Origin of the sequence: Pseudomonas fluorescens, from assembly GCF_018614775.1 — a bacterium.
Taxonomy (GTDB): domain Bacteria; phylum Pseudomonadota; class Gammaproteobacteria; order Pseudomonadales; family Pseudomonadaceae; genus Aquipseudomonas; species Aquipseudomonas fluorescens_BY.
The window spans coordinates 42,952-64,442 of the sequence record NZ_JAGGOF010000048.1; the positions used below are offsets into that span (position 1 = coordinate 42,952).

The following is a 21,491-nucleotide window of genomic DNA, read 5'->3' on the forward strand; positions in this document are numbered from 1 at the left end:
CGCCAGCCATGCCGACTCAACTCTCTAATCAAGGACCAGTCATGAGCAACATGCGTATTGCCTTCATCGGCGCCGGCAACATGGCCGCCAGCCTGATCGGCGGCCTGCGGGCCAAGGGTCTGGACGCTTCACAGATCCGCGCCAGCGATCCGGGGGCAGAGGCCCGCGCCCGGGTGAGCGCCGAGCACGGTATCGAAACCTTTGCCGACAACGCCCAAGCGGTCGATGGCGCGGACGTCGTTGTGCTGGCGGTCAAGCCACAAGCGATGAAAACCGTGTGCGAAGCCCTTCGCCCAAGCCTCAAGCCCCAGCAACTGGTGGTGTCGATCGCCGCGGGCATCACCTGCGCCAGCATGAACAACTGGCTCGGTGACCCACCCATCGTCCGCTGCATGCCCAACACCCCGGCGCTGTTGCGCCAGGGCGCCAGCGGCCTGTTCGCCACCGCCCGGGTCAGCACCGAGCAACGCCGACAGGCCGAGGAACTGCTGTCGGCCGTCGGCCTGGCGTTGTGGCTGGAGACCGAGCAGCAGTTGGACGCCGTCACCGCCGTCTCGGGCTCGGGCCCGGCGTACTTCTTCCTGCTGATCGAGGCCATGACCGCCGCCGGCGAGAAACTCGGCCTGCCCCGTGAGATCGCCGCCAAGCTGACGTTGCAGACCGCCTTGGGCGCGGCCCATATGGCGACCTCCAGCGATGTCGATGCAGCTGAGCTGCGCCGCCGCGTGACCTCGCCGGCCGGCACCACCGAAGCGGCCATCAAATCGTTCCAGGCCGGGGGCTTCGAAGCCCTGGTGGAAAAAGCACTCGGCGCCGCCGCGCACCGCTCGGCCGAAATGGCCGAACAACTGGGCCAATAAGGAGCCATTCATGATCGGATTGAACACCGCAGCGGTCTACGTGCTGCAAACCCTCGGCAGCCTGTACCTGCTGATCGTGCTGATGCGTTTCGTGCTGCAACTGGTGCGCGCCAACTTCTACAACCCGCTGTGCCAGTTCATCGTCAAGGCCACCCAACCGCTGCTCAAACCCCTGCGCCGTATCATCCCCAGCCTGTTCGGCCTGGATATGTCGTCGCTGGTGCTGGCAATCCTCGTGCAAATGGCGCTGATGGCCCTGACCCTGCTGCTGACCTACGGCACCACCGGCAACCCGCTGCAACTGCTGATCTGGTCGATCATCGGCGTCACCGCGCTGTTCCTGAAGATTTTCTTCTTCGCCCTGATCATCAGCGTGATCCTGTCGTGGGTTGCGCCAGGCAGCCACAACCCCGGCGCCGAGCTGGTGAACCAGATCTGCGAGCCGGCCCTGGCGCCGTTCCGTCGCATCGTGCCGAACCTCGGCGGCCTGGATATCTCGCCGATCCTGGCGTTCATGGTGCTCAAACTGCTCGACATGCTGGTGATCAATAACCTGGCGGCGATGACCATGATGCCGGATATCCTGCGCCTGCTGATCTGACCCCCCTCGCTCGTTCCCACGCTCTGCGTCACCCTAAAGCGGAACGCGGAGCGTCCCCGGCGACATTCCCACGCGGAGCATGGGAACGATCGGCGTCAGTCGGCGATTTCCTTGGTTGCCGCTAACTCCAGCGGTCTTTAGACTTACGCCTCATTTCAACGAGAGCAGGGTCGATGCCAGCTGCCTTTCCCGCCGATTCCGTTGGTCTGGTGACGCCGCAAGTGGCGCATTTCAGCGAGCCCCTGGCCCTGGCCTGCGGCCGTTCGTTGCCAGCCTATGACCTGATCTACGAAACCTACGGCACGCTGAACGCCACGGCGAGCAATGCCGTGCTGATCTGCCACGCCTTGTCCGGGCATCACCACGCCGCCGGCTACCACAGCGTCGACGAGCGCAAGCCAGGTTGGTGGGACAGTTGCATCGGCCCCGGCAAGCCCATCGACACCCGCAAGTTCTTCGTGGTCAGCCTGAACAACCTCGGCGGCTGCAATGGCTCTACCGGCCCGAGCAGTCTCAACCCGGACACCGGCAAGCCCTTCGGCGCCGACTTCCCGGTGTTGACCGTGGAAGACTGGGTCCACAGCCAGGCACGCCTGGCCGACCGCCTCGGCATCGGCCAGTGGGCGGCGGTGATCGGCGGCAGCCTCGGCGGCATGCAAGCGCTGCAATGGACCATCACCTACCCGGACCGCGTGCGCCATTGCCTGGCAATCGCTTCGGCCCCCAAGCTGTCGGCGCAGAACATCGCCTTCAACGAAGTGGCGCGCCAGGCGATTCTCACCGACCCGGAGTTCCACGGCGGTTCGTTCCAGGAACGCGGTGTGATCCCCAAGCGCGGGCTGATGCTGGCGCGCATGGTCGGGCACATCACCTATCTCTCCGACGATTCCATGGGCGAGAAATTCGGCCGTGGCCTCAAGAGCGAAAAGCTCAACTACGACTTCCACAGCGTCGAGTTCCAGGTGGAAAGCTACCTGCGCTATCAGGGCGAGGAGTTCTCCGGTCGTTTCGACGCCAACACCTACCTGCTGATGACCAAGGCCCTGGACTACTTCGACCCGGCGGCGAACTTCGACGATGACCTGGCGAAAACCTTCGCAGGCGCCACCGCCAGGTTTTGCGTGATGTCGTTCACCACCGACTGGCGTTTCTCCCCGGCTCGCTCGCGGGAACTGGTGGACGCGCTGATGGCCGCGCGCAAGGACGTCTGCTACCTGGAAATCGACGCGCCCCAGGGCCACGACGCCTTTCTGATGCCGATCCCGCGCTACCTGCAGGCGTTTGGCAACTACATGAACCGTATAACGCTGTGAGGACGCCATGAGAGCCGATCTGGACATCATCCAGGAATGGATCCCCGCCGGCAGCCGCGTGCTCGACCTGGGCTGCGGCGACGGCGAACTGCTGACCTGGCTGCGGGACAACAAGCAGGTCAGCGGCTACGGCCTGGAGAACGACCCGGACAACATCGCCGAGTGCGTCGCCAAGGGCATCAACGTCATCGAGCAGGACCTGGACAAGGGCCTCGGCAACTTTGCCAGCAACAGCTTCGACGTCGTGGTCATGACCCAGGCGCTGCAAGCGGTGCATTACCCGGACCGGATCCTCGACGAAATGCTCCGGGTCGGGCGCCAGTGCATCATCACCTTCCCCAATTTCGGCCACTGGCGCTGCCGCTGGTACCTGGCAAGCAAGGGCCGCATGCCGGTGTCGGATTTTTTGCCCTACACCTGGTACAACACGCCGAACATCCACTTCTGCACCTTCGCCGACTTCGAAGCGTTGTGTCGCGAACGTGAAGCCAAGGTCATCGATCGCCTGGCCGTGGACCAACAGCACCGCCACGGGTGGGCCAGCAAGCTATGGCCTAATCTGTTAGGTGAAATAGGCATCTATCGGGTCAGCAGCCCGGGCCTTGCCGACCACCAGGTCGCCGTGTGAACCCCGACCCTGATCCCAGGAGCACCCCATGAAACGTCTAGCGTTGTTCCTCATCACCGCCTGCCTGAGCATCGGCGTCATGGCCGCTGACGTCATCAAGGCCGAGCGCAAGGAAGTGTTCGGTGACATCACCGTGCACTACAACACCTTCAACTCCACCTTCCTGACACCGGACATCGCCAAGGCCGCCGAGCTGGTCCGCAGCAAGAACCAGGGGGTGATCAATGTTTCGCTGATCAAGGACGGCAAGCCCTTGATGGCCCAGGTCAGCGGCACGATCAAGGACCTGACCAGCAAGACGGTCCCGCTGACCTTCCGCCAGGTCATCGAGCAAGGGGCGATCTACTACATCGCCCAGTACCCGGTGGACCAGCAGGAAACCCGCACCTTCGAGATCAAGGTGCAGACCGGCGACAAGATCAACACCCTCAACTTCAACCAGGAACTGTTCCCCGGCGAATGATGAACCTCACCCAACTCGTACTCGCCAGCCACAACGCCGGCAAACTCAAGGAACTCCAGGCCATGCTCGGCGGGTCGGTGCAATTGCGCTCGGTTGGCGAGTTCAGCCAGGTGGAACCTGAAGAAACCGGCCTGTCGTTCGTCGAGAACGCCATCCTCAAGGCCCGCAACGCCGCGCGCCTCTCCGGTCTGCCGGCGCTGGCGGACGACTCGGGGCTGGCAGTGGACTTCCTCGGCGGCGCGCCGGGCATCTATTCGGCCCGCTACGCCGATGGCAAAGGCGACGCGGCGAACAATGCCAAGCTGCTTGAGGCCCTCAAGGATGTGCCGGAAGCCGACCGGGGCGCGCAGTTCGTCTGCGTCCTGGCTCTCGTACGGCATGCCGATGATCCGCTGCCGATTCTCTGCGAAGGCCTGTGGCACGGGCGCATCCTTACCGAGGCCAGCGGCGAGCACGGCTTTGGCTACGACCCGCTGTTCTGGGTGCCGGAGCGCAACTGCTCCAGCGCCGAGCTGGGCCCGGTGGAAAAGAACCAACTGAGCCACCGCGCCCGCGCCATGGCCCTGCTGCGTCAGCGTCTGGATCTTCCATGAGCCATGACGCTCCCGCGCCGCTGATTCATGGCGGTGCACAAACGCCTCGGGCGCCGCTGCCGGTGCTGCCGCCCCTGGCGTTGTACATCCACATCCCGTGGTGCGTACGCAAATGCCCGTATTGCGACTTCAACTCTCACACCGCCAGCCCGCAGCTGCCGGAAGACGAATACGTCGACGCCTTGCTGGCCGATCTCGATCAGGACCTGCATGGGGTGCATGGCCGGACGCTGAGTTCGATTTTCTTCGGCGGCGGCACCCCCAGCCTGTTCAGCGCCCAGGCCCTGGGCCGGCTGCTCAAGGGCGTCGAGGCGCGCATACCGTTCGCCCCGGACATTGAAATCACCCTGGAAGCCAACCCCGGCACGTTCGAGCAAGAGAAGTTCGTCGCTTACCGGGCGCTGGGCATCAATCGCCTGTCCATCGGTATCCAGAGCTTCCAGCAGGCCAAGCTCCAAGCCCTGGGACGGATCCACAACGGTGACGAAGCCGTGCGCGCGGCCGACATGGCCCGCCAGGCCGGCTTCGATAACTTCAACCTGGACCTGATGCACGGCTTGCCCGACCAGTCCCTCGACGACGCCTTGAGCGACTTGCGCCAGGCCATCGCCCTGAAGCCGACGCATCTGTCCTGGTACCAACTGACCCTGGAGCCGAACACCGTGTTCTGGAACCAGCCACCGACGCTGCCGGAAGACGACACGCTGTGGGACATCCAGGAAGCCGGTCAGGCCCTGCTGGCCGAACACGGCTACGCCCAGTACGAAGTGTCGGCCTACGCCCAGCCGGGTCGGGCGGCGCGGCATAACCTCAACTACTGGAGCTTCGGCGACTTCATCGGCATCGGCGCCGGCGCCCACGGCAAGCTCAGCCATCCGGACGGGCGCATCGTGCGCACCTGGAAAACCCGCTTGCCCAAGGACTACCTCAACCCAGGCAAACGCTTCCTCGCCGGCGAGAAAACCCTGGCCAACGAAGAACTGCCGTTCGAATTCCTGATGAACGCCCTGCGCCTGACCGAAGGCGTGGAAGCGCGCCTGTATCCGGAACGCACCGGCCTGTCCCTGCTAAGCCTGGCCGAAGGCCGCCGCGAGGCCGAACAAAGCGGGTTGTTACAGGTCGAACCGACACGTCTGGCGGCCACCGAGCGCGGACAGCTGTTTCTCAATGACTTGCTGCAGACATTTCTGAGCTGACCAACAACAAGGAAATCGAATGGATCTGGTACTCGACCTGCTGGCTACCGTGTCCCGCTGGAGCCGCAGCAACCTCTCGGAAATCTCCCTGGCGCTGGTAGGCTGCCTGCTGGTGCTGTTCGGTGCGGACCTCAAGGCCTGGGTCGAACAACGCCTGGGCAGCATCGCCGGCGCGTTGCGCGTGCCGCTGATCGCCCTGCTGTGCATGATCGGCAGCGGCGCGGCTTTGATCTATGCCACGCCGTGGGTGGTGCGAGGGCTGAGCCAGTTCAACAACTACAGCCTGGCACCGGTGTTGTTGGTGGTGCTGGTGTTGATTGGCGTCGTAGCGGATCGCCGCTGATCTTTGCAACGCCCAAAAACAACTGTGGGAGCGAGCCTGCTCGCGATGAGGCCATGACATCCAACATCAATGTTGACTGTCAGGCCGCTATCGCGAGCAGGCTCGTTCCCACAGAGGATCCCGCTTAAACAGGATCTACTAATGCTCACGCCAACTTCTCGAACTTCAGATCCCAAACCCCATGCCCGAGCCGCTCACCACGGCGCTCGAACTTGGTGATCGGCCGTTCGGCCGGGCGCGGTACGCATTTGCCGTCTTCGGCGAGGTTGCGGTAGCCCGACGCGACGTTCATCACTTCCAGCATGTATTCGGCGTAGGGTTCCCAGTCGGTGGCCATGTGCAGCACACCGCCGACCTTCAACTTGCTGCGCACCAGCTCAGCGAACGACGCCTGGACGATACGGCGCTTGTGGTGCCGGCTCTTGTGCCAGGGGTCCGGGAAGAACAGCATCAGCCGGTCGAGGCTGTTGTCGGCCACGCAGCGGTTGAGCACTTCGATGGCGTCGCAATCGTAGACCCGCAGGTTGGTCAGCCCCTGGGTAAGCACGCCGTTGAGCAGCGCACCGACGCCAGGACGGTGGACTTCCACACCAATGAAATCCTGTTCCGGCGCAGCAGCGGCCATCTCCAGCAACGAGTGGCCCATGCCAAAACCAATTTCCAGGGAGCGCGGCGCCGAGCGGCCGAACACTTGGTCGAAATCCACCGGCGCATCGGCCAGGGGCAGGACGAACAGGGGCGTGCCCTGCTCCAGGCCGCGTTGCTGGCCTTCGGTCATGCGCCCGGCGCGCATCACGAAACTCTTGATGCGGCGGTGTTGGCGCTCTTCGCCTTCGTCCGGCTGGACAGGCGTGTCGTTCGATTCAGTCATCAATGGCTCTTACTTGATCAGACCATCCAGCGGCGAGGAGGCGCTGGCGTAAAGTTTTTTCGGCATGCGGCCGGCGAGATACGCCAGGCGCCCGGCGACAATGGCGTGCTTCATGGCTTCGGCCATCAGGATCGGTTGCTGGGCGTGGGCGATGGCAGAGTTCATCAGCACCGCCTCGCAACCCAGCTCCATGGCGATGGTGGCGTCGGACGCGGTACCGACGCCGGCATCCACCAGCACCGGGATCTTGGCTTCTTCGAGGATGATCTGCAGGTTGTACGGGTTGCAGATCCCCAGGCCCGTACCGATCAGGCCGGCCAGCGGCATGACCGCGATGCAGCCGATTTCCGCCAGTTGCCGGGCGATGATCGGGTCATCGCTGGTGTACACCATCACGTCGAAGCCTTCCTTGACCAGGGTTTCGGCGGCCTTGAGGGTTTCGATCACGTTGGGGAACAGGGTTTTCTGGTCGGCCAGCACTTCCAGCTTCACCAGGTTGTGGCCGTCGAGCAGCTCACGGGCCAAACGGCAGGTGCGCACGGCTTCGATGGCGTCGAAGCAGCCGGCGGTGTTTGGCAGGATGGTGTAGCGATCCGGCGGCAGGATATCCAGCAGGTTCGGTTCGCCCGGGTTCTGGCCGATGTTGGTCCGGCGCACGGCAACGGTGACGATTTCGGCGCCCGAGGCTTCGATGGCCAGGCGGGTCTCTTCCATGTCGCGGTACTTGCCGGTGCCGACCAGCAAGCGCGACTGGTAAGTACGACCGGCCAGGACGAAGGGCTTGTCGCTACGAACGATGCTCATGGGAAATCCTCTGTTGGGGTGAGGTTCTTGCGAAAGGCTGCAAAACCGCAGCGACTAGCCGCCGCCGATGGCGTGTACGACTTCAACCTGATCACCCTCATTGAGGGTGGTGTCGGCATGCTGGCTACGCGGGACGATATCCAGATTGAGTTCCACCGCGACGCGACGTCCGGCGAGTTCCAGACGGGTCAGCAGGGCCGCGACGGTTTCACCGTCAGGCAGGTCAAGGGGTTCGCCGTTCAACTGAATGCGCATGCCGGATGCCGTCATCATTTTTAGGGGCTGGCATTCTAGCCCGATCGGTCTGGGGGACCCAAGTCCCTTGGTCAGCTTCGAGCTTCAAGCTTCAAGCTTCAAGCGGCAAGTTGGAGGCGCCAGGCCGCTAGCCCCAGGCAGAGCCAGCCGATCAGGAACGCCAGGCCGCCGAACGGGGTGATGATGCCGAGTTTACTGATGCCGGTGAGGGTCAGCAGGTAGAGGCTGCCGGAGAACAACAGGATACCGATCACGAATGAGATGCCGGCCCAGGTGACGATGCGTCCGGGAATGTGCGTGGCCAGCAACGCGACGCCGAGCAAAGCCAGGGTGTGCACCAGTTGGTAAGTGACACCGGTGTGGAAAATCGCCAGGTAGTCGGCACTCAGGCGATTTTTCAGGCCGTGGGCGGCAAACGCTCCGAGTGCCACACCGGTGAAGCCGAAAAAAGCAGCCAGCATCAGAAAGCTACGCAGCATGAGAACTCCAGTCAGACTCGGTGGACAGGGTCTGTATAATGGCCCGCTCGACCGGTTCGGCCAAGCCATCTCTATGCTGCTTTCATTGTTTCGACGATTACTCAAAGCCCTGCTCTGGTTCGCCGTTGGCAGCATTGCCCTGGTGCTGCTGTTTCGCGTGGTGCCGCCGCCGTTCACCGCGTTGATGATCGAGCGCAAGGTTGAATCCTGGTTCGACGGCGAACCGATCGACCTGCAACGCACCTGGCAGCCCTGGGACCAGATCTCCGACAACCTCAAGGTTGCGGTGATCGCCGGCGAAGACCAGAAATTCCCTGAGCACTGGGGCTTCGACATCGACGCGATCCAGGCCGCGTTCGCCCACAACGGTCACGGCGGTTCGATCCGTGGCGCCAGCACGCTCAGCCAACAAGTCTCCAAGAACCTGTTCCTGTGGTCGGGCCGCAGTTGGCTGCGCAAAGGCTTCGAAGCCTGGTTCACGGCGCTGATCGAAGTGCTCTGGCCCAAGCAGCGGATTCTTGAGGTGTACCTCAACAGCGTCGAGTGGGATGACGGCGTGTTCGGCGCCGAAGCGGCGGCGCGTCACCATTTCCGCGTTGGCGCCGATGCGTTGTCCCGGCAACAGGCAAGCCTGTTGGCGGCCGTATTGCCCAACCCCCGCAAGTGGAGCCCCAGCCGGCCCAGCCCTTATGTGTTGAGACGGGCCAGCTGGATTCGCCAGCAGATGAGCCAGTTGGGAGGCGACGGCTATTTGCTGGAGCTCAACAACGCGCGGCGGGCGCCCTGGGCGCAGTAGCCGACACCACCACAGATCCCCTGTGGGAGATCCCTTGTGGGAGCGAGCCTGCTCGCGATGGCGGACTGTCAGCCATCAATAAGTTGACTGATACACCGCCATCGCGAGCAGGCTCGCTCCCACAGGGGGATCTGTCTTGGGTCTGAAATAAAAACGCCCCGATCATTGCTGATCGGGGCGTTTTTCATTGCCGTTGCGCAGGTCAAGCCGCAATCGATACCTTGAGCTTGTTCATCGCGCTTTTCTCAAGCTGACGAATCCGCTCGGCCGACACGTTGTACTTCTGCGCCAGGTCGTGCAGCGTGGCCTTCTCCTCGGCCAGCCAACGCTGGTAGAGGATGTCGCGGCTGCGCTCGTCCAGCACTTCCAGGGCTTCGTGCAGGTTGGTGTTGGAGTTGTCGCTCCAGTCGGCGTCTTCCAGTTGACGCGCCGGGTCGTACCGGTGGTCTTCCAGGTAGTTGGCCGGCGATTGGAAAGCGCTGTCGTCGTCCGCTTCGGCGGCCGGGTCGAAGGCCATGTCATGGCCGGTCAGGCGGCTTTCCATCTCGCGGACTTCCCGCGGCTCTACGCCGAGGCTTTCCGCCACGCGATGGACTTCCTCGTTGTTCAGCCAGGCCAGACGCTTTTTCTGGCTGCGCAGGTTGAAGAACAGCTTGCGCTGGGCCTTGGTGGTCGCGACCTTCACGATGCGCCAGTTGCGCAGGATGAACTCGTGGATTTCCGCCTTGATCCAGTGCACTGCAAACGACACCAGGCGCACACCCATTTCCGGGTTGAAACGCTTGACCGCCTTCATCAGGCCGACGTTGCCTTCCTGGATCAGGTCAGCCTGGGCCAGCCCGTAGCCGGAATAGCTGCGGGCGATATGTACGACAAAACGCAGGTGGGCGAGCACCATCTGCCGAGCCGCCTCAAGATCCTGCTCATAATAGAGACTCTCGGCCAGTTCACGCTCCTGCTCGGGGGTCAGCAACGGAATGCTGTTCACCGTGTGCACATAGGCCTCCAGGTTCGCACCCGGGACCAGAGCATAAGCAGGTTGCAAAGAAGTGGTCATACGAAAAAACCTCCGACTCACATAACTCGTGCAGTTCAGCACTGCGAAAATTGACCGGGAACCGTAGGACAAGTTCCCACAAAAAGCGAAAGGTCAATACGCGCAAAATCACTATTTTGGTGCAAGCTCACGCAAGTGGCGTGCTACCGCAATCCATGCACCGATATAACCCAACAGCACGGCGCCAAGCAAGAGCGACAGACCGTCGGCGACTGGTACGCCGGCCAAGGCGAAGTCGCTGCCGTACAAACCGGCCAGCCCCACTACCGCATCGTTCAGCCAATCCAGGCCAAACGCCAATACACCCCAGGACAGCAGCCCGGCGCCGAAGCCATACAGCGCGCCCATGTAAAGAAAGGGCCTGCGTACATAGCTGTCCGTACCGCCGACGAGTTTAATCACTTCTATCTCGGTGCGGCGGTTTTCAATATGAAGACGAATGGTATTGCCTATCACCAAAAGTAATGCAGACACCAGCAGCACCGTCAGGCCGAAGACAAACCGGTCGCCCAGCTTGAGTATCGCCGCCAGACGCTCGACCCAGACTAGATCAAGCTGTGCCTGTTGTACCTTGGGCAATTCCGAAAGTTTTTGTCTTAATGCTTCAAGGGTCGGCTTGTCGACTTCTTTCGGCGTCACCAGCACGACCCCCGGCAGCGGGTTCTCCGGCAGTTCCTTCAGAGCTTCGCCCAGGCCGGACTGCTGCTGGAACTCCTCAAGCGCCTGATCGCGACCGATGTATTGGGCATCGGCCACGCCCGGCATGGCCTGGATCTGCTCGCGCAATGCCTGGCCCTCGCCCGGGCTCGCTTCCAGTTGCAGGTACAGGGATATCTGCGCCGCACGCTGCCAGGAGCCACCCAGGCGCTCCACATTATTGAGCAGTAATGACAGCCCCATCGGCAAACTCAGGGCAACCGCCATTACCATGCAGGTAAAGAAGCTGCCGACGGGCTGCTTGCCCAGGCGTCGCAAGCTGTCCAGCAGGCTGGCGCGGTGGCTTTCAATCCAGGCACGCAACAGCGTGGGAAAGTCCGGGCCGTCGTCATCGTCGCGCTTCTTCTTTTGCGGCTGCGGGTCGGAGGCCTTCGGGGCCACACGTTCGGCCACTTTCGGGCTACGGGTTGCGCTCATACACCCGCCTCCCCGTCGCCGATCAGGCGTCCGCGCTGCAGGGTGAGCATGCGGTGACGCATGCGGGCGATCAACGCCAGGTCGTGACTGGCGATCAGCACGCTGGTGCCCAACCGGTTGATGTCTTCGAATACGCCCATGATCTCCGCCGCCAGGCGCGGGTCAAGGTTACCGGTGGGTTCGTCCGCCAGCAGCAGCGCCGGGCGGTGGACGATGGCGCGGGCAATGCCGACGCGCTGTTGCTGGCCGGTGGACAGGTCACCCGGGTACAGGTCGGTCTTGTCCGACAGGGCCACGCGTTCCAGGGCCGAGTCCACGCGCTTGTTGATCTCGGCCTTGGACAGCCCGAGGATCTGCAACGGCAACGCGACGTTGTTGAACACGGTGCGATCGAACAGCAACTGGTGGTTCTGGAACACCACGCCGATCTGCCGACGCAGGTAGGGGATCTGGGCATTGCTGATGGTGCTCAGGTCCTGGCCGGCCAGCAGCAGCTTGCCGGTGGTGGGCCGCTCCATCGCCAGCAGCAGGCGCAGCAAGGTACTTTTACCGGCGCCGGAATGGCCGGTGACGAACAGAAACTCGCCCCGACGGACCCGAAAGCTCAGCTCATGCAAGCCGACGTGCCCGTTCGGATAGCGTTTACCGACCTGTTCGAAACGAATCATGAATGCTCCCGCTCGGCAAACAGCGCCTGGACAAAGGCCTCGGCTTCAAAGGTGCGCAAGTCGTCGATGCCTTCACCCACGCCGATGTAGCGAATGGGCAGGCCGAACTGCTTGGCCAGGGCAAAGATCACCCCGCCCTTGGCGGTGCCATCGAGCTTGGTCAGGGCCAGCCCGGTCAGTTCGACGGTCTGGTTGAACTGCTTGGCCTGGTTGATCGCGTTCTGGCCGGTACCGGCGTCGAGCACCAGCAGCACCTCGTGCGGCGCGTCGGCGTCAAGCTTACCGATAACCCGGCGTACCTTCTTCAACTCTTCCATCAGATTGTCCTTGGTGTGCAGGCGACCGGCGGTGTCGGCGATCAGCACATCGATACCACGGGCCTTGGCGGCCTGCACGGCGTCGAAGATCACCGAAGCGGAATCGGCGCCAGTGTGCTGGGCGATCACCGCAATCTTGTTGCGTTCGCCCCACACTTGCAGCTGCTCCACAGCGGCGGCGCGGAAGGTGTCGCCGGCGGCGAGCATCACTTTCTTGCCCTCAAGCTGCAGCTTCTTCGCCAGCTTGCCGATGGTGGTGGTCTTGCCGGCGCCATTGACGCCCACCACCAGGATCACATACGGCTTGTTCTGCGAAGCGATCACCAGCGGCTGTTCCACCGGCTTGAGCAGGTTGGTCAACTCGCCCTGCAGGGATTTGTACAGCGCGTCGGCATCGGTCAGCTGCTTGCGGGCAACTTTCTGGGTCAGGCTCTGGATGATCACCGACGTCGCCTCGACGCCGACATCGGCGGTCAGCAGGCGGGTTTCGATGTCTTCGAGCAATTCGTCATCGATGACCTTCTTGCCCAGGAACAGGCTGGCCATGCCTTCGCCGATGCTGGCGCTGGTCTTCGACAGGCCTTGCTTGAGGCGGGCGAAGAAGCCGACCTTGTTCTCTTCAGTGACGCGCACGGGTTCGACCGGGGCCGTCGTTTCAACCGGCGCTGGCTCGGCAATGAGCGAAGGAACAACGGCCGGTGTGGCGACCACCGCCGGCACTTCGGCAACCGGCACCACGACAGGTTGCGCCGAAGCCGGGATCGGCGGGGTGACATGCGGGGCCTGTGCATCCTCGACCAGCGCCACCGGCTCTTCCGCCACGGGTAAGGTCAGCCAGGGGGTTTGCTCCGCGGGCGGCGTCAGCGGTCGCTCGGCCACTGGCTCAGGTGCGGGCTCAGGCGCGACCGGTTGCAGCACCGGTTCGGCGATCGGCAGGACGATCGGCGCGGCGGCCTCGGCCACCGGCTCGGCGGCGGGTTCAATGGGCGCTTGTGGCTGTTCGACGACGGTTTCCTGCGGCTTCTTGCGCAGCCATCCGAACAGGCCTTTTTTCTCGCCAGCCTCAGCTGGGGTCTTCTTGTCGTCGTTGGAACCAAACATGGAGGACGGCTATCTCACGGTAGCGAAGCGCCACAGGGGCGCCTCGGTGATAAATATTCGATGCTGAACAGACTGCGTTTTACCCAGCTTGTTCACGGGCAACAGATTGTCGAAATGTCCCCGGGACACCTCATGGTCGATTTTTTCGAAGGACTGGTAGGCCATCCTCGGCGAAAACGCTGGGATCGCCGAGCTAACCCAAGGTTTCTGCGCAGAACCCAAACTGCCATGGGCCGACAAAAGGCCCGATAGGCGTGGCCGCCAGTAAAACGGACCGTTATCCTAGCACCCTCTCGCCCGCCGACGCTAAGACCTAGCGGGCAGCCCAACAGGTTTAAACACGAATGAATGCTCTTGCCCGCCGCGTTGCAGGCCTGCTGTTCAGCGCAGTTTGTCTGCCCTTTCCAGCCTTCGCTGCCGATCCACAACCCACCCACGAATTCACCCTCGATAATGGCTTGAAGGTGGTGGTGCGCGAAGACCACCGGGCACCGGTGGTGGTGTCCCAGGTCTGGTACAAGGTCGGCTCCAGCTACGAAACACCGGGCCAGACCGGCCTGTCCCACGCCCTGGAACACATGATGTTCAAGGGCAGTGAAAAAGTCGGCCCCGGCGAAGCGTCGCTGATCCTGCGGGACCTGGGCGCCGAAGAGAACGCCTTCACCAGCGATGACTTCACCGCGTACTACCAGGTGCTGGCCCGTGACCGCCTGGGCGTGGCCTTCGAGCTGGAAGCCGACCGCATGGCCAGCCTGCGCCTGCCGCCGGAAGAGTTCAGCCGTGAAATCGAGGTCATCAAGGAAGAGCGCCGCATGCGCACGGACGACAAGCCCATGTCCAAGGCCTATGAACGCTTCAAGGCCATGGCTTATCCGGCCAGCGGCTATCACACGCCGACCATCGGCTGGATGGCCGACCTGGACCGGATGACCGTGGAGGAGCTGCGTCACTGGTACGAAGCCTGGTACACCCCGAACAACGCAACCCTGGTGGTGGTTGGCGACGTGACGCCGGACGAGGTCAAGGCCCTGGCCCAGCGTTACTTCGGTCCGATTGCCCGGCGCGCGGTGCCGTCGGCGAAAATCCCCCTGGAGTTGGCCGAGCCCGGTGAGCGCCAGATCACCCTGCATGTGCAGACCCAACTGCCCAGCGTGATGATGGCCTTCAACGTACCGAGCATCGCCACGGCGACGGACAAGCGCTCGGTCAACGCGCTGCGGCTGATCTCGGCGCTGCTGGACGGCGGCTACAGCGGGCGCATTCCGACCCAACTGGAACGCGGCGAAGAGCTGGTGTCCGGCGGCTCGTCGAGCTACGACGCGTACACCCGTGGCGACTCGCTGTTCAGCCTGTCGGCGACGCCCAACACGCAGAAAAACAAAACCATGGCCCAGGCCGAAGCCGGGCTGTGGCGCTTGCTCGACCAGTTGAAGACCACGGCGCCGACCGCGGACGAACTGGAGCGCGTGCGCGCCCAGGTCATTGCCGGCCTGGTGTATGAGCGTGACTCGATCACCAGCCAGGCCACGGCCATTGGCCAGTTGGAGACCGTCGGCCTGTCCTGGAAGCTGATGGACACGGAACTCGCCGAGCTGCAGAGCGTGACCCCGGAAGATATCCAGAAGGCCGCCCAGCTGTATTTCACCCGCTCGCGCCTCAGCGTTGCGCACGTCCTGCCCGAGGAGAAAGCTCATGAATGAGCGTAAATCATCACGCCGGGTATTGATCGGCCTGGTGCTCGTCGCACTGGCCGGCTCCCTGGCGTTCTACCTGTTCCCCACCACGGGCGTCACCGCGAGCCAGGCCCTGGACAACGCCAAGTCCGGCAACAAGCTGCAATCGCTGGCGGAGCTGGACGGCAAGCCGCCCAGCCACCGCCAGCTCGACGTGCAAACCTGGAAAACCACCGAAGGCGCCAAGGTGCTGTTCGTCGAAGCCCGGGAATTGCCGATGTTCGACCTGCGCCTGACCTTCGCCGCCGGCAGCAGCCAGGACGGCGACGCTCCGGGGCTGGCGCTGCTGACCAATGCCATGCTCAACGAAGGCGTGGCCGGCAAGGACGTCGGTGCCATTGCCGAAGGGTTCGAAAGCCTCGGCGCAGACTTCGGCAATGGCGCCTACCGGGACATGGCCGTGGCGTCCCTGCGCAGCCTCAGTGCAGTGGACAAGCGTGAGCCGGCGCTGAAGCTGTTCGCCGACGTCGTCGGCAAGCCGACCTTCCCCGCCGACTCCTTCGCCCGCATCAAGAACCAGATGCTCGCCGGTTTCGAATACCAGAAACAGAACCCCGGCAAACTGGCCGGCCTGGAGCTGATGAAGCGCTTGTACGGCGAGCATCCTTACGCCCACTCCAGCGACGGCACCGCAGCGAGCATTCCACCGATCACCCTGGCCCAGGCCCGGGCCTTCCATGCCAAGGCCTATACCGCCGGCAACGCGGTGATCGCGCTGGTGGGGGATTTGTCGCGCGCAGAAGCCCAAGCCATTGCCAGCGAGGTGTCCACGGCGCTGCCCAAAGGTCCGGCCCTGGCGAAAACCCCAGCGCCGGTGGAACCGAAGGCCAGCGTCAGCCATATCGAGTTTGCGTCCAAGCAGACCAACCTGATGCTCGCGCAACTGGGCATTGACCGGGACGATCCGGATTTTGCGGCGGTGTCCTTGGGCAACCAGATTCTCGGCGGTGGTGGTTTCGGCACGCGACTGATGACTGAAGTACGGGAAAAACGCGGCCTGACCTACGGCGTGTATTCCGGCTTCACGCCGATGCAAGCCCGTGGCCCGTTCATGATCAACCTGCAGACCCGCGCCGAAATGAGCGAAGGCACGCTGAAACTGGTGCAGGACGTGTTCGCCGATTACCTGAAGAACGGTCCAACCCAGAAAGAACTCGATGATGCCAAGCGTGAGCTGGCCGGCAGCTTCCCGCTGTCTACCGCCAGCAACGCCGACATCGTCGGCCAGCTTGGGGCCATGGGGTTCTATGACCTGCCGCTGAGCTACCTGGAAGACTTCATGCGCCAGTCCCAGGAACTGACGGTCGAACAGGTCAAGGCCGCGCTGAACAAACATTTGAGCACGGACAAGATGGTCATCGTCACCGCCGGCCCGACCGTGCCGCAGAAGCCGCTACCGGCCCCCACTGACAAACCTGCCGAGCAACCGCTCGGGGTTCCGGAGCACTGATGGCTCGTCCAACGAATTCCAGCAAGAAACCTGCCCACAACGGCGTGAACCAGTTACGCATCATCGGCGGCGAATGGCGCAGCCGGCGCTTGAGCTTTCCCGACGCCCCCGGCCTGCGCCCGACCCCGGACCGGGTGCGTGAAACCCTGTTCAACTGGCTTGCGCCTTATGTGGCGGGCGCCAAGGTGCTCGACCCGTTTGCCGGCAGCGGCGCGTTGTTTCTCGAGGCTTTATCCAGGGGGGCAGCCATGGGCCAGGCGCTGGATGCCAGCAGCCTGGCGGTCTCCAGCCTGAAAGAACACCTGGGCACGCTGCGCTGCACCGTCGGCCAGGTGCAGACCGCCGACGCGCTGCGCTATCTGGACAGCCAACCGGCGTCAGCCTTCGACCTGGTGTTCCTCGACCCCCCATTCAACCAGAACCTGTTGCCGACGGTCTGCGCCTTGCTCGAGGAACGGCAGTGGCTGGCCGACGATGCCTGGGTCTACACTGAAAGCGAAACCGCTCCGTCGACCCTGGGTTTGCCAGGCAATTGGCGCCTGCATCGCGAGCAGAAATCCGGACGGGTGTATTACGCATTGTGGCAACGTATGGCACAGGCCGTTGACTGACGGCTGGCCGGTGCACCGAGAACAAGAATAGTGGCCGCTGCATCTGAACGGTTCATCCCCGCCCGGGGCCTTGGCAACCCGCACTTGCAAACCTTGTGGGGCCCGCTGTGGCGCAAGACCACGCACATCGAGCGGCAACGTGAACGCTTGTGGCTGGAAGACGGTGATTTCCTCGACCTCGACTGGCATGGCCCCCACAGCGCCAAGGCGCCTCTGGTGCTGGTGCTGCACGGGCTGACCGGTTCCTCCAACTCGCCCTACGTGGCCGGGTTGCAACAAGCCCTTGGTCGCCAGGGCTGGGCCAGTGTCGCGCTGAACTGGCGCGGCTGCTCGGGTGAGCCGAACCTGTTGGCCCGCAGCTATCACTCCGGCGTCAGCGAAGACCTGGCCGCCGCCATCCACCACCTGCGCGACCGCCGGCCGTTGGCGCCGTTGTTCGCCGTGGGTTATTCACTGGGCGGTAATGTGTTGCTCAAGCACTTGGGCGAAACCGGCAGCCACAGCCAACTGGAGGGGGCTGTGGCGGTCTCGGTGCCGTTTCGTCTCGACCAGTGCGCCGATCGCATCGGGCAGGGATTCTCCAGGTTCTACCAAGCGCACTTCATGCGGCAATTGGTGGCGTATGTGCGCAACAAGCAACGGCAGTTCCAGCATGACGGACGCCACGAAGGGCTGGCGACCCTGGCGGCGCTTGGCCCGCTGGAGAACATGCGCACTTTCTGGGACTTCGATGGCCGGGTAACCGCACCGCTGCACGGTTTCTCGGACGCTGCGGATTATTACCGTCGCGCCTCCAGCCGTTATTTCATGAGCGAGATCAGCACCCCGACCCTGCTGATCCAGGCCGCCGACGATCCTTTTGTGTTTCCCCACAGCCTGCCCGAGCCCGGCGAACTGTCGGCCTCGACCCGGCTTGAGCTGCACGCCCGGGGTGGACATGTGGGGTTCGTCGACGGGAGCCTGCGCAGCCCCGCGTATTATCTGGAGCGGCGTATTCCCCAGTGGCTGGCCAGCCTGAAATAGGCTCGCCTCGCACAGAGAACTCCACCCTACATGTGGGTGATGCTATTCACCCGTCGCCACGCCCCGCTGCGGATCATTGATCCACTCACTCCACGAGCCGGCGTACAACCTCCCCAGCGGGTATCCCGCCAGGCACAACGCAAACAGGTTATGGCACGCCGTTACGCCGGAGCCGCAATAGGCCACCAGCTCGGTGGGTGAACGCCCACCGAGTTTTTCGGCGAACCGCTGCTTGAGCTCATCGGTCGGCAAGAAGCGTCCATCGCTTCCCAGGTTGTCGGTGAACGCGGCGCACTGCGCGCCGGGGATATGCCCGGCCACCGGATCGATCGGCTCGACCTCACCCTTGAAACGCGGCAAGGCCCGGGCATCCAGCAGCGTCATGCCTGGCTCGCCGAGGCGTCGTTGCAACGCTGGCGCGGTGAGCAGCAGGGCTGCATCGACGCAGCCGTTGAAGGCCCCACGGCGCGCCTGTGGCGGATCCAGGCTCAAGGGCAAGCCGGCGGCATGCCAGGCCTTGAGCCCACCGTCGAGCAGGTAGACACCCTCGCGCTTGCCCAGCCAGGCCAGCAACCACCAGGCTCGCGCGGCGTAGGCCCCGGGGCCGTCGTCGTAGAGCACGATGTCGCTGTCACTGTCGGCACCCCAGGTCCGCAGACGCTCCGCCAAGGCTTCCGGCTCTGGCAGCGGGTGACGCCCGGTCACGCCTTTGGTCACCGGCCCGCTCAGGTCTCGCTCAAGGTCGGCGAACGACGCACCGGCAATATGGCCCTCGGCATAACTGCGCTGCCCGTAATCCGGGTCTTCCAGAGCAAAGCGGCAATCGAGGATGACCAGTCCGGGCAGCGCTCGGCGCTGCTCGAGGGCCTGGGGACTGATGAGTTGCGCAATCGGCATGGTGAGCTCCTGTGGCGGAAATCGAAGGTCCGATCCTACTGCCCTTCCTCCAGGGTCTGGGCCAGCGGGACGTAATATTCTTTGAACAACGCATCCACCGCTTCGCGGGCCTGTTCGGTGACGAAACCGGCCTCCAGCACCAACACCTGATACACCCCGCGCTTGATGGCCTGCTCGCTCAAGTGACTTGAGTTTTCCCGCGTGGTGCACAGGAACCGTACCCACGAGGTAAGGATGATCCAGGCGTTCAAGGTCAGGGACTCGATCTGGACCCGGTCCATTTTCAGGATACCGGCGGCGACGAAGCCTTCGTAGATGGCCGTGCCGTGGATCAGGCAGCGTTGGGAGAACCGTCGATAGCGGGCGGCGAGGTCCGGATCGCTGTCGAGCAGGTGTTCCAGGTCCCGATGCAGGAAACGGTAACTCCACATGGCCGACAGCAACTCCTGCAAGTAGAAGCGCTTGTCTTCCACCGTGGCAGCCCGGCCCTGGGGCGGACGCAGGAAGCTGTCCACCAGGTTCTCGTACTCACTGAACAGCACGGCGATAATCGCCTGCTTGTTGGGGAAGTGGTAATAGAGATTGCCCGGCGACATGTCCATATGGGCGGCGATGTGGTTGGTGCTGACGCTGCGCTCGCCTTGCTGATTGAACAGCTCGAGGCTGTTCTGGACGATGCGCTCGCTGGTTTTTATTCGTGGGGCCATGGTTTGGGCTTTAATTCGACGAAGGCATTGGGGGCATCTTACGACCTATCGGTCACGGGAAAAACCCACAGCCGTTGAGGATGCCATTGACTTTCTAGAGTACAAGCTCTAAAAAACACCCATTCTAATAATATCCGGTGCCCGACCATGCCTGCTGACGTTGCTTACCTGCACGAATCGCAACAGCAACTGGGCGAACTTCAATCGCTCTTCGATGCCCAGCGCCTGGCCTATGCCGCCCATCCGATGCCACCGGTCGATCAGCGCCGGCAGTGGCTCAAGGCGTTACGCGAGGTGCTGAGCAACGAACGACAAGCCTTGATCGATGCCATCAGCCAGGATTTCAGCCATCGCAGCGCCGACGAAACGCTGCTGGCCGAGCTGATGCCCAGCCTGCACGGCATCCATTACGCCAGCCGGCACCTGCCAGGCTGGATGAAACCTTCCCGGCGCAAGGTGGGGATGGCGTTCCAACCGGCGTCGGCCAAAGTCATTTATCAGCCGTTAGGAGTAGTCGGGGTCATCGTGCCCTGGAACTACCCGCTGTTCCTGGCCATCGGGCCTTTGGTGGGCGCACTGGCGGCAGGTAATCGGGTCATGCTCAAGCTCAGCGAAGCGACCCCTGCAACCGGCTTGCTGCTCAAACAGTTGCTGGCCCGGGTCTTCCCCCAGGACCTGGTCTGCGTGGTGCTTGGCGAGGCCGAGGTCGGCATGGCGTTTTCCAGGCTTCCCTTCGATCACCTGTTGTTCACCGGCGCCACCAGCATCGGCAAGCACGTCATGCGGGCAGCCGCCGAGAACCTGACGCCGGTGACCCTGGAGCTGGGTGGAAAATCGCCGGCCATCGTCTCCGCCGACGTGCCCCTCAAGGACGCCGCCGAACGCATTGCTTTCGGCAAGACGCTGAACGCCGGGCAAACCTGTGTCGCACCGGACTACGTGCTGGTGCCGCAAAACCGCGTCGGTGAGTTCGTTGAAGCGTATCGCGAGGCGATCCGCGGTTTTTATCCGACCCTGGCGGACAACCCGGACTACACCGCGATCATCAACGAACGACAATTGACGCGGCTCAACGGCTACATCAGCGATGCCACCAGCAAGGGCGCATTGCTGATCGAGCTGTTCGACCAGGGCCAGGGCCGCCGCATGGCCCACAGCCTGCTGCTCAACGTCAGCGATGAAATGACGATCATGCAGGACGAAATCTTCGGCCCGCTGCTGCCCATCGTGCCGTACGAGCATCTGGACCAGGCGTTTGCCTACATCAATCAACGACCACGCCCGCTGGCGCTCTACTATTTCGGCTACAACAAGGCCGAACAGCACCGCGTACTCCATGAAACCCATTCCGGCGGCGTCTGCCTGAACGACACACTGCTGCACGTCGCCCAGGACGACTTGCCGTTTGGCGGTATTGGCCCGTCAGGCATGGGGCACTATCACGGGCACGAGGGTTTCCTGACTTTCAGCAAGGCCAAGGGCGTGCTGACCAAACAGCGCTTCAACGCTGCGAAGCTGATCTATCCGCCCTATGGCAAGCCGCTGCAGAAGTTGATCCAGAAGCTGTTCGTTCGCTAACGCAGGTCTGCGC

Annotated in this window: 24 protein-coding genes; 14 read left to right on the forward strand and 10 right to left on the reverse strand. The window is 63.2% G+C overall.

Annotated features, from left to right (window positions below):
• The first annotated feature begins 41 nt into the window (after nucleotides 1–41).
• The 8 genes from proC to J7E36_RS13690 all read left to right on the forward strand — a co-directional run bounded on the left by proC (nucleotide 42) and on the right by J7E36_RS13690 (nucleotide 5,997).
• The gene (proC, locus tag J7E36_RS13655) at nucleotides 42–860 is read left to right on the forward strand and encodes a pyrroline-5-carboxylate reductase (protein WP_215003716.1); all 819 of its coding nucleotides are present in this window, start codon (nucleotides 42–44) and stop codon (nucleotides 858–860) included.
• A gap of 10 nt (nucleotides 861–870) precedes the next feature.
• A complete protein-coding gene (locus tag J7E36_RS13660) occupies nucleotides 871–1,461 on the forward strand; it encodes a YggT family protein (RefSeq protein ID WP_215003718.1) in 591 nt (196 codons plus the stop codon).
• 173 nt (nucleotides 1,462–1,634) lie between these two features.
• A complete protein-coding gene (metX, locus tag J7E36_RS13665) occupies nucleotides 1,635–2,774 on the forward strand; it encodes a homoserine O-succinyltransferase MetX (protein ID WP_215003720.1) in 1,140 nt (379 codons plus the stop codon).
• Between the two features lie 7 nt (nucleotides 2,775–2,781).
• Nucleotides 2,782–3,402, forward strand: a complete 621-nt coding sequence (gene metW / locus J7E36_RS13670) for a methionine biosynthesis protein MetW (RefSeq protein WP_215003722.1) — start codon at nucleotides 2,782–2,784, stop codon at nucleotides 3,400–3,402.
• A gap of 28 nt (nucleotides 3,403–3,430) precedes the next feature.
• Nucleotides 3,431–3,865, forward strand: coding sequence for a DUF4426 domain-containing protein (locus J7E36_RS13675; RefSeq protein WP_215003724.1), 435 nt, complete (start codon nucleotides 3,431–3,433; stop codon nucleotides 3,863–3,865).
• Nucleotides 3,862–4,458, forward strand: coding sequence for an RdgB/HAM1 family non-canonical purine NTP pyrophosphatase (gene rdgB, locus J7E36_RS13680; protein WP_215003726.1), 597 nt, complete (start codon nucleotides 3,862–3,864; stop codon nucleotides 4,456–4,458). The genes J7E36_RS13675 and rdgB overlap by 4 nt, the downstream gene beginning before the upstream one ends.
• Nucleotides 4,455–5,654 carry a radical SAM family heme chaperone HemW gene (gene hemW, locus J7E36_RS13685; protein WP_231286416.1) on the forward strand — a complete coding sequence of 400 codons (1,200 nt, stop codon included), beginning with the start codon at nucleotides 4,455–4,457 and terminating at the stop codon, nucleotides 5,652–5,654. The genes rdgB and hemW overlap by 4 nt, the downstream gene beginning before the upstream one ends.
• 19 nt (nucleotides 5,655–5,673) lie before the next feature.
• On the forward strand, nucleotides 5,674–5,997 hold the full coding sequence (locus J7E36_RS13690; RefSeq protein ID WP_215003728.1) for a DUF3392 domain-containing protein: 324 nt from the start codon (nucleotides 5,674–5,676) through the stop codon (nucleotides 5,995–5,997).
• Nucleotides 5,998–6,142: 145 nt separating this feature from the next.
• Here J7E36_RS13690 and trmB read toward each other — a convergent pair whose 3' ends face one another.
• From trmB to J7E36_RS13710, 4 genes are all read right to left on the reverse strand, one after another.
• Nucleotides 6,143–6,868: a tRNA (guanosine(46)-N7)-methyltransferase TrmB gene (gene trmB, locus J7E36_RS13695; protein WP_215003730.1), complete on the reverse strand. Its 726-nt coding sequence runs from the start codon at nucleotides 6,866–6,868 to the stop codon at nucleotides 6,143–6,145.
• Nucleotides 6,869–6,877: 9 nt separating this feature from the next.
• Nucleotides 6,878–7,672, reverse strand: a complete 795-nt coding sequence (locus J7E36_RS13700; protein ID WP_003177480.1) for a thiazole synthase — start codon at nucleotides 7,670–7,672, stop codon at nucleotides 6,878–6,880.
• Between the two features lie 54 nt (nucleotides 7,673–7,726).
• On the reverse strand, nucleotides 7,727–7,927 hold the full coding sequence (gene thiS / locus J7E36_RS13705) for a sulfur carrier protein ThiS (RefSeq protein WP_215003732.1): 201 nt from the start codon (nucleotides 7,925–7,927) through the stop codon (nucleotides 7,727–7,729).
• A 98-nt stretch (nucleotides 7,928–8,025) separates the two neighbouring features.
• Nucleotides 8,026–8,406 (reverse strand): DUF423 domain-containing protein, encoded by a 381-nt coding sequence (locus tag J7E36_RS13710; RefSeq protein ID WP_215003734.1) that lies wholly within the window; start codon nucleotides 8,404–8,406, stop codon nucleotides 8,026–8,028.
• A 73-nt stretch (nucleotides 8,407–8,479) separates the two neighbouring features.
• Between J7E36_RS13710 and mtgA the strand changes: the two genes are divergently transcribed.
• Nucleotides 8,480–9,202 carry a monofunctional biosynthetic peptidoglycan transglycosylase gene (mtgA, locus tag J7E36_RS13715; RefSeq protein WP_215003735.1) on the forward strand — a complete coding sequence of 241 codons (723 nt, stop codon included), beginning with the start codon at nucleotides 8,480–8,482 and terminating at the stop codon, nucleotides 9,200–9,202.
• 202 nt (nucleotides 9,203–9,404) lie between these two features.
• On the opposite strand, the gene rpoH is transcribed toward mtgA, so the two are convergent.
• From rpoH to ftsY, 4 genes are all read right to left on the reverse strand, one after another.
• Nucleotides 9,405–10,259 (reverse strand): RNA polymerase sigma factor RpoH, encoded by an 855-nt coding sequence (gene rpoH, locus J7E36_RS13720; protein WP_003177476.1) that lies wholly within the window; start codon nucleotides 10,257–10,259, stop codon nucleotides 9,405–9,407.
• 111 nt (nucleotides 10,260–10,370) lie between these two features.
• Nucleotides 10,371–11,393 (reverse strand): permease-like cell division protein FtsX, encoded by a 1,023-nt coding sequence (ftsX, locus tag J7E36_RS13725; protein ID WP_215003737.1) that lies wholly within the window; start codon nucleotides 11,391–11,393, stop codon nucleotides 10,371–10,373.
• Nucleotides 11,390–12,061 (reverse strand): cell division ATP-binding protein FtsE, encoded by a 672-nt coding sequence (gene ftsE / locus J7E36_RS13730; RefSeq protein ID WP_024778908.1) that lies wholly within the window; start codon nucleotides 12,059–12,061, stop codon nucleotides 11,390–11,392. Before ftsE ends, ftsX begins: the two co-directional genes overlap by 4 nt.
• The gene (ftsY, locus tag J7E36_RS13735; protein WP_215003739.1) at nucleotides 12,058–13,479 is read right to left on the reverse strand and encodes a signal recognition particle-docking protein FtsY; all 1,422 of its coding nucleotides are present in this window, start codon (nucleotides 13,477–13,479) and stop codon (nucleotides 12,058–12,060) included. The genes ftsE and ftsY overlap by 4 nt, the downstream gene beginning before the upstream one ends.
• 344 nt (nucleotides 13,480–13,823) lie before the next feature.
• On the opposite strand from ftsY, the gene J7E36_RS13740 reads away from it, so the two are divergent.
• The 4 genes from J7E36_RS13740 to J7E36_RS13755 are packed head-to-tail and all read left to right on the forward strand — an operon-like array spanning nucleotide 13,824 to nucleotide 18,296.
• Nucleotides 13,824–15,179, forward strand: a complete 1,356-nt coding sequence (locus tag J7E36_RS13740) for a M16 family metallopeptidase (protein ID WP_215003741.1) — start codon at nucleotides 13,824–13,826, stop codon at nucleotides 15,177–15,179.
• Nucleotides 15,172–16,662, forward strand: a complete 1,491-nt coding sequence (locus tag J7E36_RS13745; RefSeq protein WP_215003742.1) for a M16 family metallopeptidase — start codon at nucleotides 15,172–15,174, stop codon at nucleotides 16,660–16,662. Before J7E36_RS13740 ends, J7E36_RS13745 begins: the two co-directional genes overlap by 8 nt.
• Nucleotides 16,662–17,273: a 16S rRNA (guanine(966)-N(2))-methyltransferase RsmD gene (rsmD, locus tag J7E36_RS13750; RefSeq protein WP_215003744.1), complete on the forward strand. Its 612-nt coding sequence runs from the start codon at nucleotides 16,662–16,664 to the stop codon at nucleotides 17,271–17,273. Before J7E36_RS13745 ends, rsmD begins: the two co-directional genes overlap by 1 nt.
• 30 nt (nucleotides 17,274–17,303) lie before the next feature.
• Nucleotides 17,304–18,296, forward strand: a complete 993-nt coding sequence (locus tag J7E36_RS13755; protein WP_215003746.1) for a hydrolase — start codon at nucleotides 17,304–17,306, stop codon at nucleotides 18,294–18,296.
• Nucleotides 18,297–18,338: 42 nt separating this feature from the next.
• On the opposite strand, the gene J7E36_RS13760 is transcribed toward J7E36_RS13755, so the two are convergent.
• Together J7E36_RS13760 and J7E36_RS13765 are read right to left on the reverse strand one after the other, a co-directional pair.
• Complete coding sequence (locus J7E36_RS13760) at nucleotides 18,339–19,193, reverse strand: sulfurtransferase (protein WP_215003748.1); 855 nt, start codon at nucleotides 19,191–19,193, stop codon at nucleotides 18,339–18,341.
• Nucleotides 19,194–19,228: 35 nt separating this feature from the next.
• Nucleotides 19,229–19,900 (reverse strand): TetR/AcrR family transcriptional regulator, encoded by a 672-nt coding sequence (locus J7E36_RS13765; RefSeq protein ID WP_215003749.1) that lies wholly within the window; start codon nucleotides 19,898–19,900, stop codon nucleotides 19,229–19,231.
• Nucleotides 19,901–20,047: 147 nt separating this feature from the next.
• Between J7E36_RS13765 and J7E36_RS13770 the strand changes: the two genes are divergently transcribed.
• Nucleotides 20,048–21,478: a coniferyl aldehyde dehydrogenase gene (locus J7E36_RS13770; protein ID WP_215003751.1), complete on the forward strand. Its 1,431-nt coding sequence runs from the start codon at nucleotides 20,048–20,050 to the stop codon at nucleotides 21,476–21,478.
• Nucleotides 21,479–21,491 lie beyond the last annotated feature (13 nt).

Coding starts and splice junctions, on each gene's coding strand:
- proC (WP_215003716.1), top strand. CDS start 42: ATGAGCAACATGCGTATTGCCTTCATCGGCGCCGGCAACATGGCCGCC.
- J7E36_RS13660 (WP_215003718.1), top strand. CDS start 871: ATGATCGGATTGAACACCGCAGCGGTCTACGTGCTGCAAACCCTCGGC.
- metX (WP_215003720.1), top strand. CDS start 1,635: ATGCCAGCTGCCTTTCCCGCCGATTCCGTTGGTCTGGTGACGCCGCAA.
- metW (WP_215003722.1), top strand. CDS start 2,782: ATGAGAGCCGATCTGGACATCATCCAGGAATGGATCCCCGCCGGCAGC.
- J7E36_RS13675 (WP_215003724.1), top strand. CDS start 3,431: ATGAAACGTCTAGCGTTGTTCCTCATCACCGCCTGCCTGAGCATCGGC.
- rdgB (WP_215003726.1), top strand. CDS start 3,862: ATGATGAACCTCACCCAACTCGTACTCGCCAGCCACAACGCCGGCAAA.
- hemW (WP_231286416.1), top strand. CDS start 4,455: ATGAGCCATGACGCTCCCGCGCCGCTGATTCATGGCGGTGCACAAACG.
- J7E36_RS13690 (WP_215003728.1), top strand. CDS start 5,674: ATGGATCTGGTACTCGACCTGCTGGCTACCGTGTCCCGCTGGAGCCGC.
- trmB (WP_215003730.1), bottom strand. CDS start 6,868: ATGACTGAATCGAACGACACGCCTGTCCAGCCGGACGAAGGCGAAGAG.
- J7E36_RS13700 (WP_003177480.1), bottom strand. CDS start 7,672: ATGAGCATCGTTCGTAGCGACAAGCCCTTCGTCCTGGCCGGTCGTACT.
- thiS (WP_215003732.1), bottom strand. CDS start 7,927: ATGCGCATTCAGTTGAACGGCGAACCCCTTGACCTGCCTGACGGTGAA.
- J7E36_RS13710 (WP_215003734.1), bottom strand. CDS start 8,406: ATGCTGCGTAGCTTTCTGATGCTGGCTGCTTTTTTCGGCTTCACCGGT.
- mtgA (WP_215003735.1), top strand. CDS start 8,480: ATGCTGCTTTCATTGTTTCGACGATTACTCAAAGCCCTGCTCTGGTTC.
- rpoH (WP_003177476.1), bottom strand. CDS start 10,259: ATGACCACTTCTTTGCAACCTGCTTATGCTCTGGTCCCGGGTGCGAAC.
- ftsX (WP_215003737.1), bottom strand. CDS start 11,393: ATGAGCGCAACCCGTAGCCCGAAAGTGGCCGAACGTGTGGCCCCGAAG.
- ftsE (WP_024778908.1), bottom strand. CDS start 12,061: ATGATTCGTTTCGAACAGGTCGGTAAACGCTATCCGAACGGGCACGTC.
- ftsY (WP_215003739.1), bottom strand. CDS start 13,479: ATGTTTGGTTCCAACGACGACAAGAAGACCCCAGCTGAGGCTGGCGAG.
- J7E36_RS13740 (WP_215003741.1), top strand. CDS start 13,824: ATGAATGCTCTTGCCCGCCGCGTTGCAGGCCTGCTGTTCAGCGCAGTT.
- J7E36_RS13745 (WP_215003742.1), top strand. CDS start 15,172: ATGAATGAGCGTAAATCATCACGCCGGGTATTGATCGGCCTGGTGCTC.
- rsmD (WP_215003744.1), top strand. CDS start 16,662: ATGGCTCGTCCAACGAATTCCAGCAAGAAACCTGCCCACAACGGCGTG.
- J7E36_RS13760 (WP_215003748.1), bottom strand. CDS start 19,193: ATGCCGATTGCGCAACTCATCAGTCCCCAGGCCCTCGAGCAGCGCCGA.
- J7E36_RS13765 (WP_215003749.1), bottom strand. CDS start 19,900: ATGGCCCCACGAATAAAAACCAGCGAGCGCATCGTCCAGAACAGCCTC.
- J7E36_RS13770 (WP_215003751.1), top strand. CDS start 20,048: ATGCCTGCTGACGTTGCTTACCTGCACGAATCGCAACAGCAACTGGGC.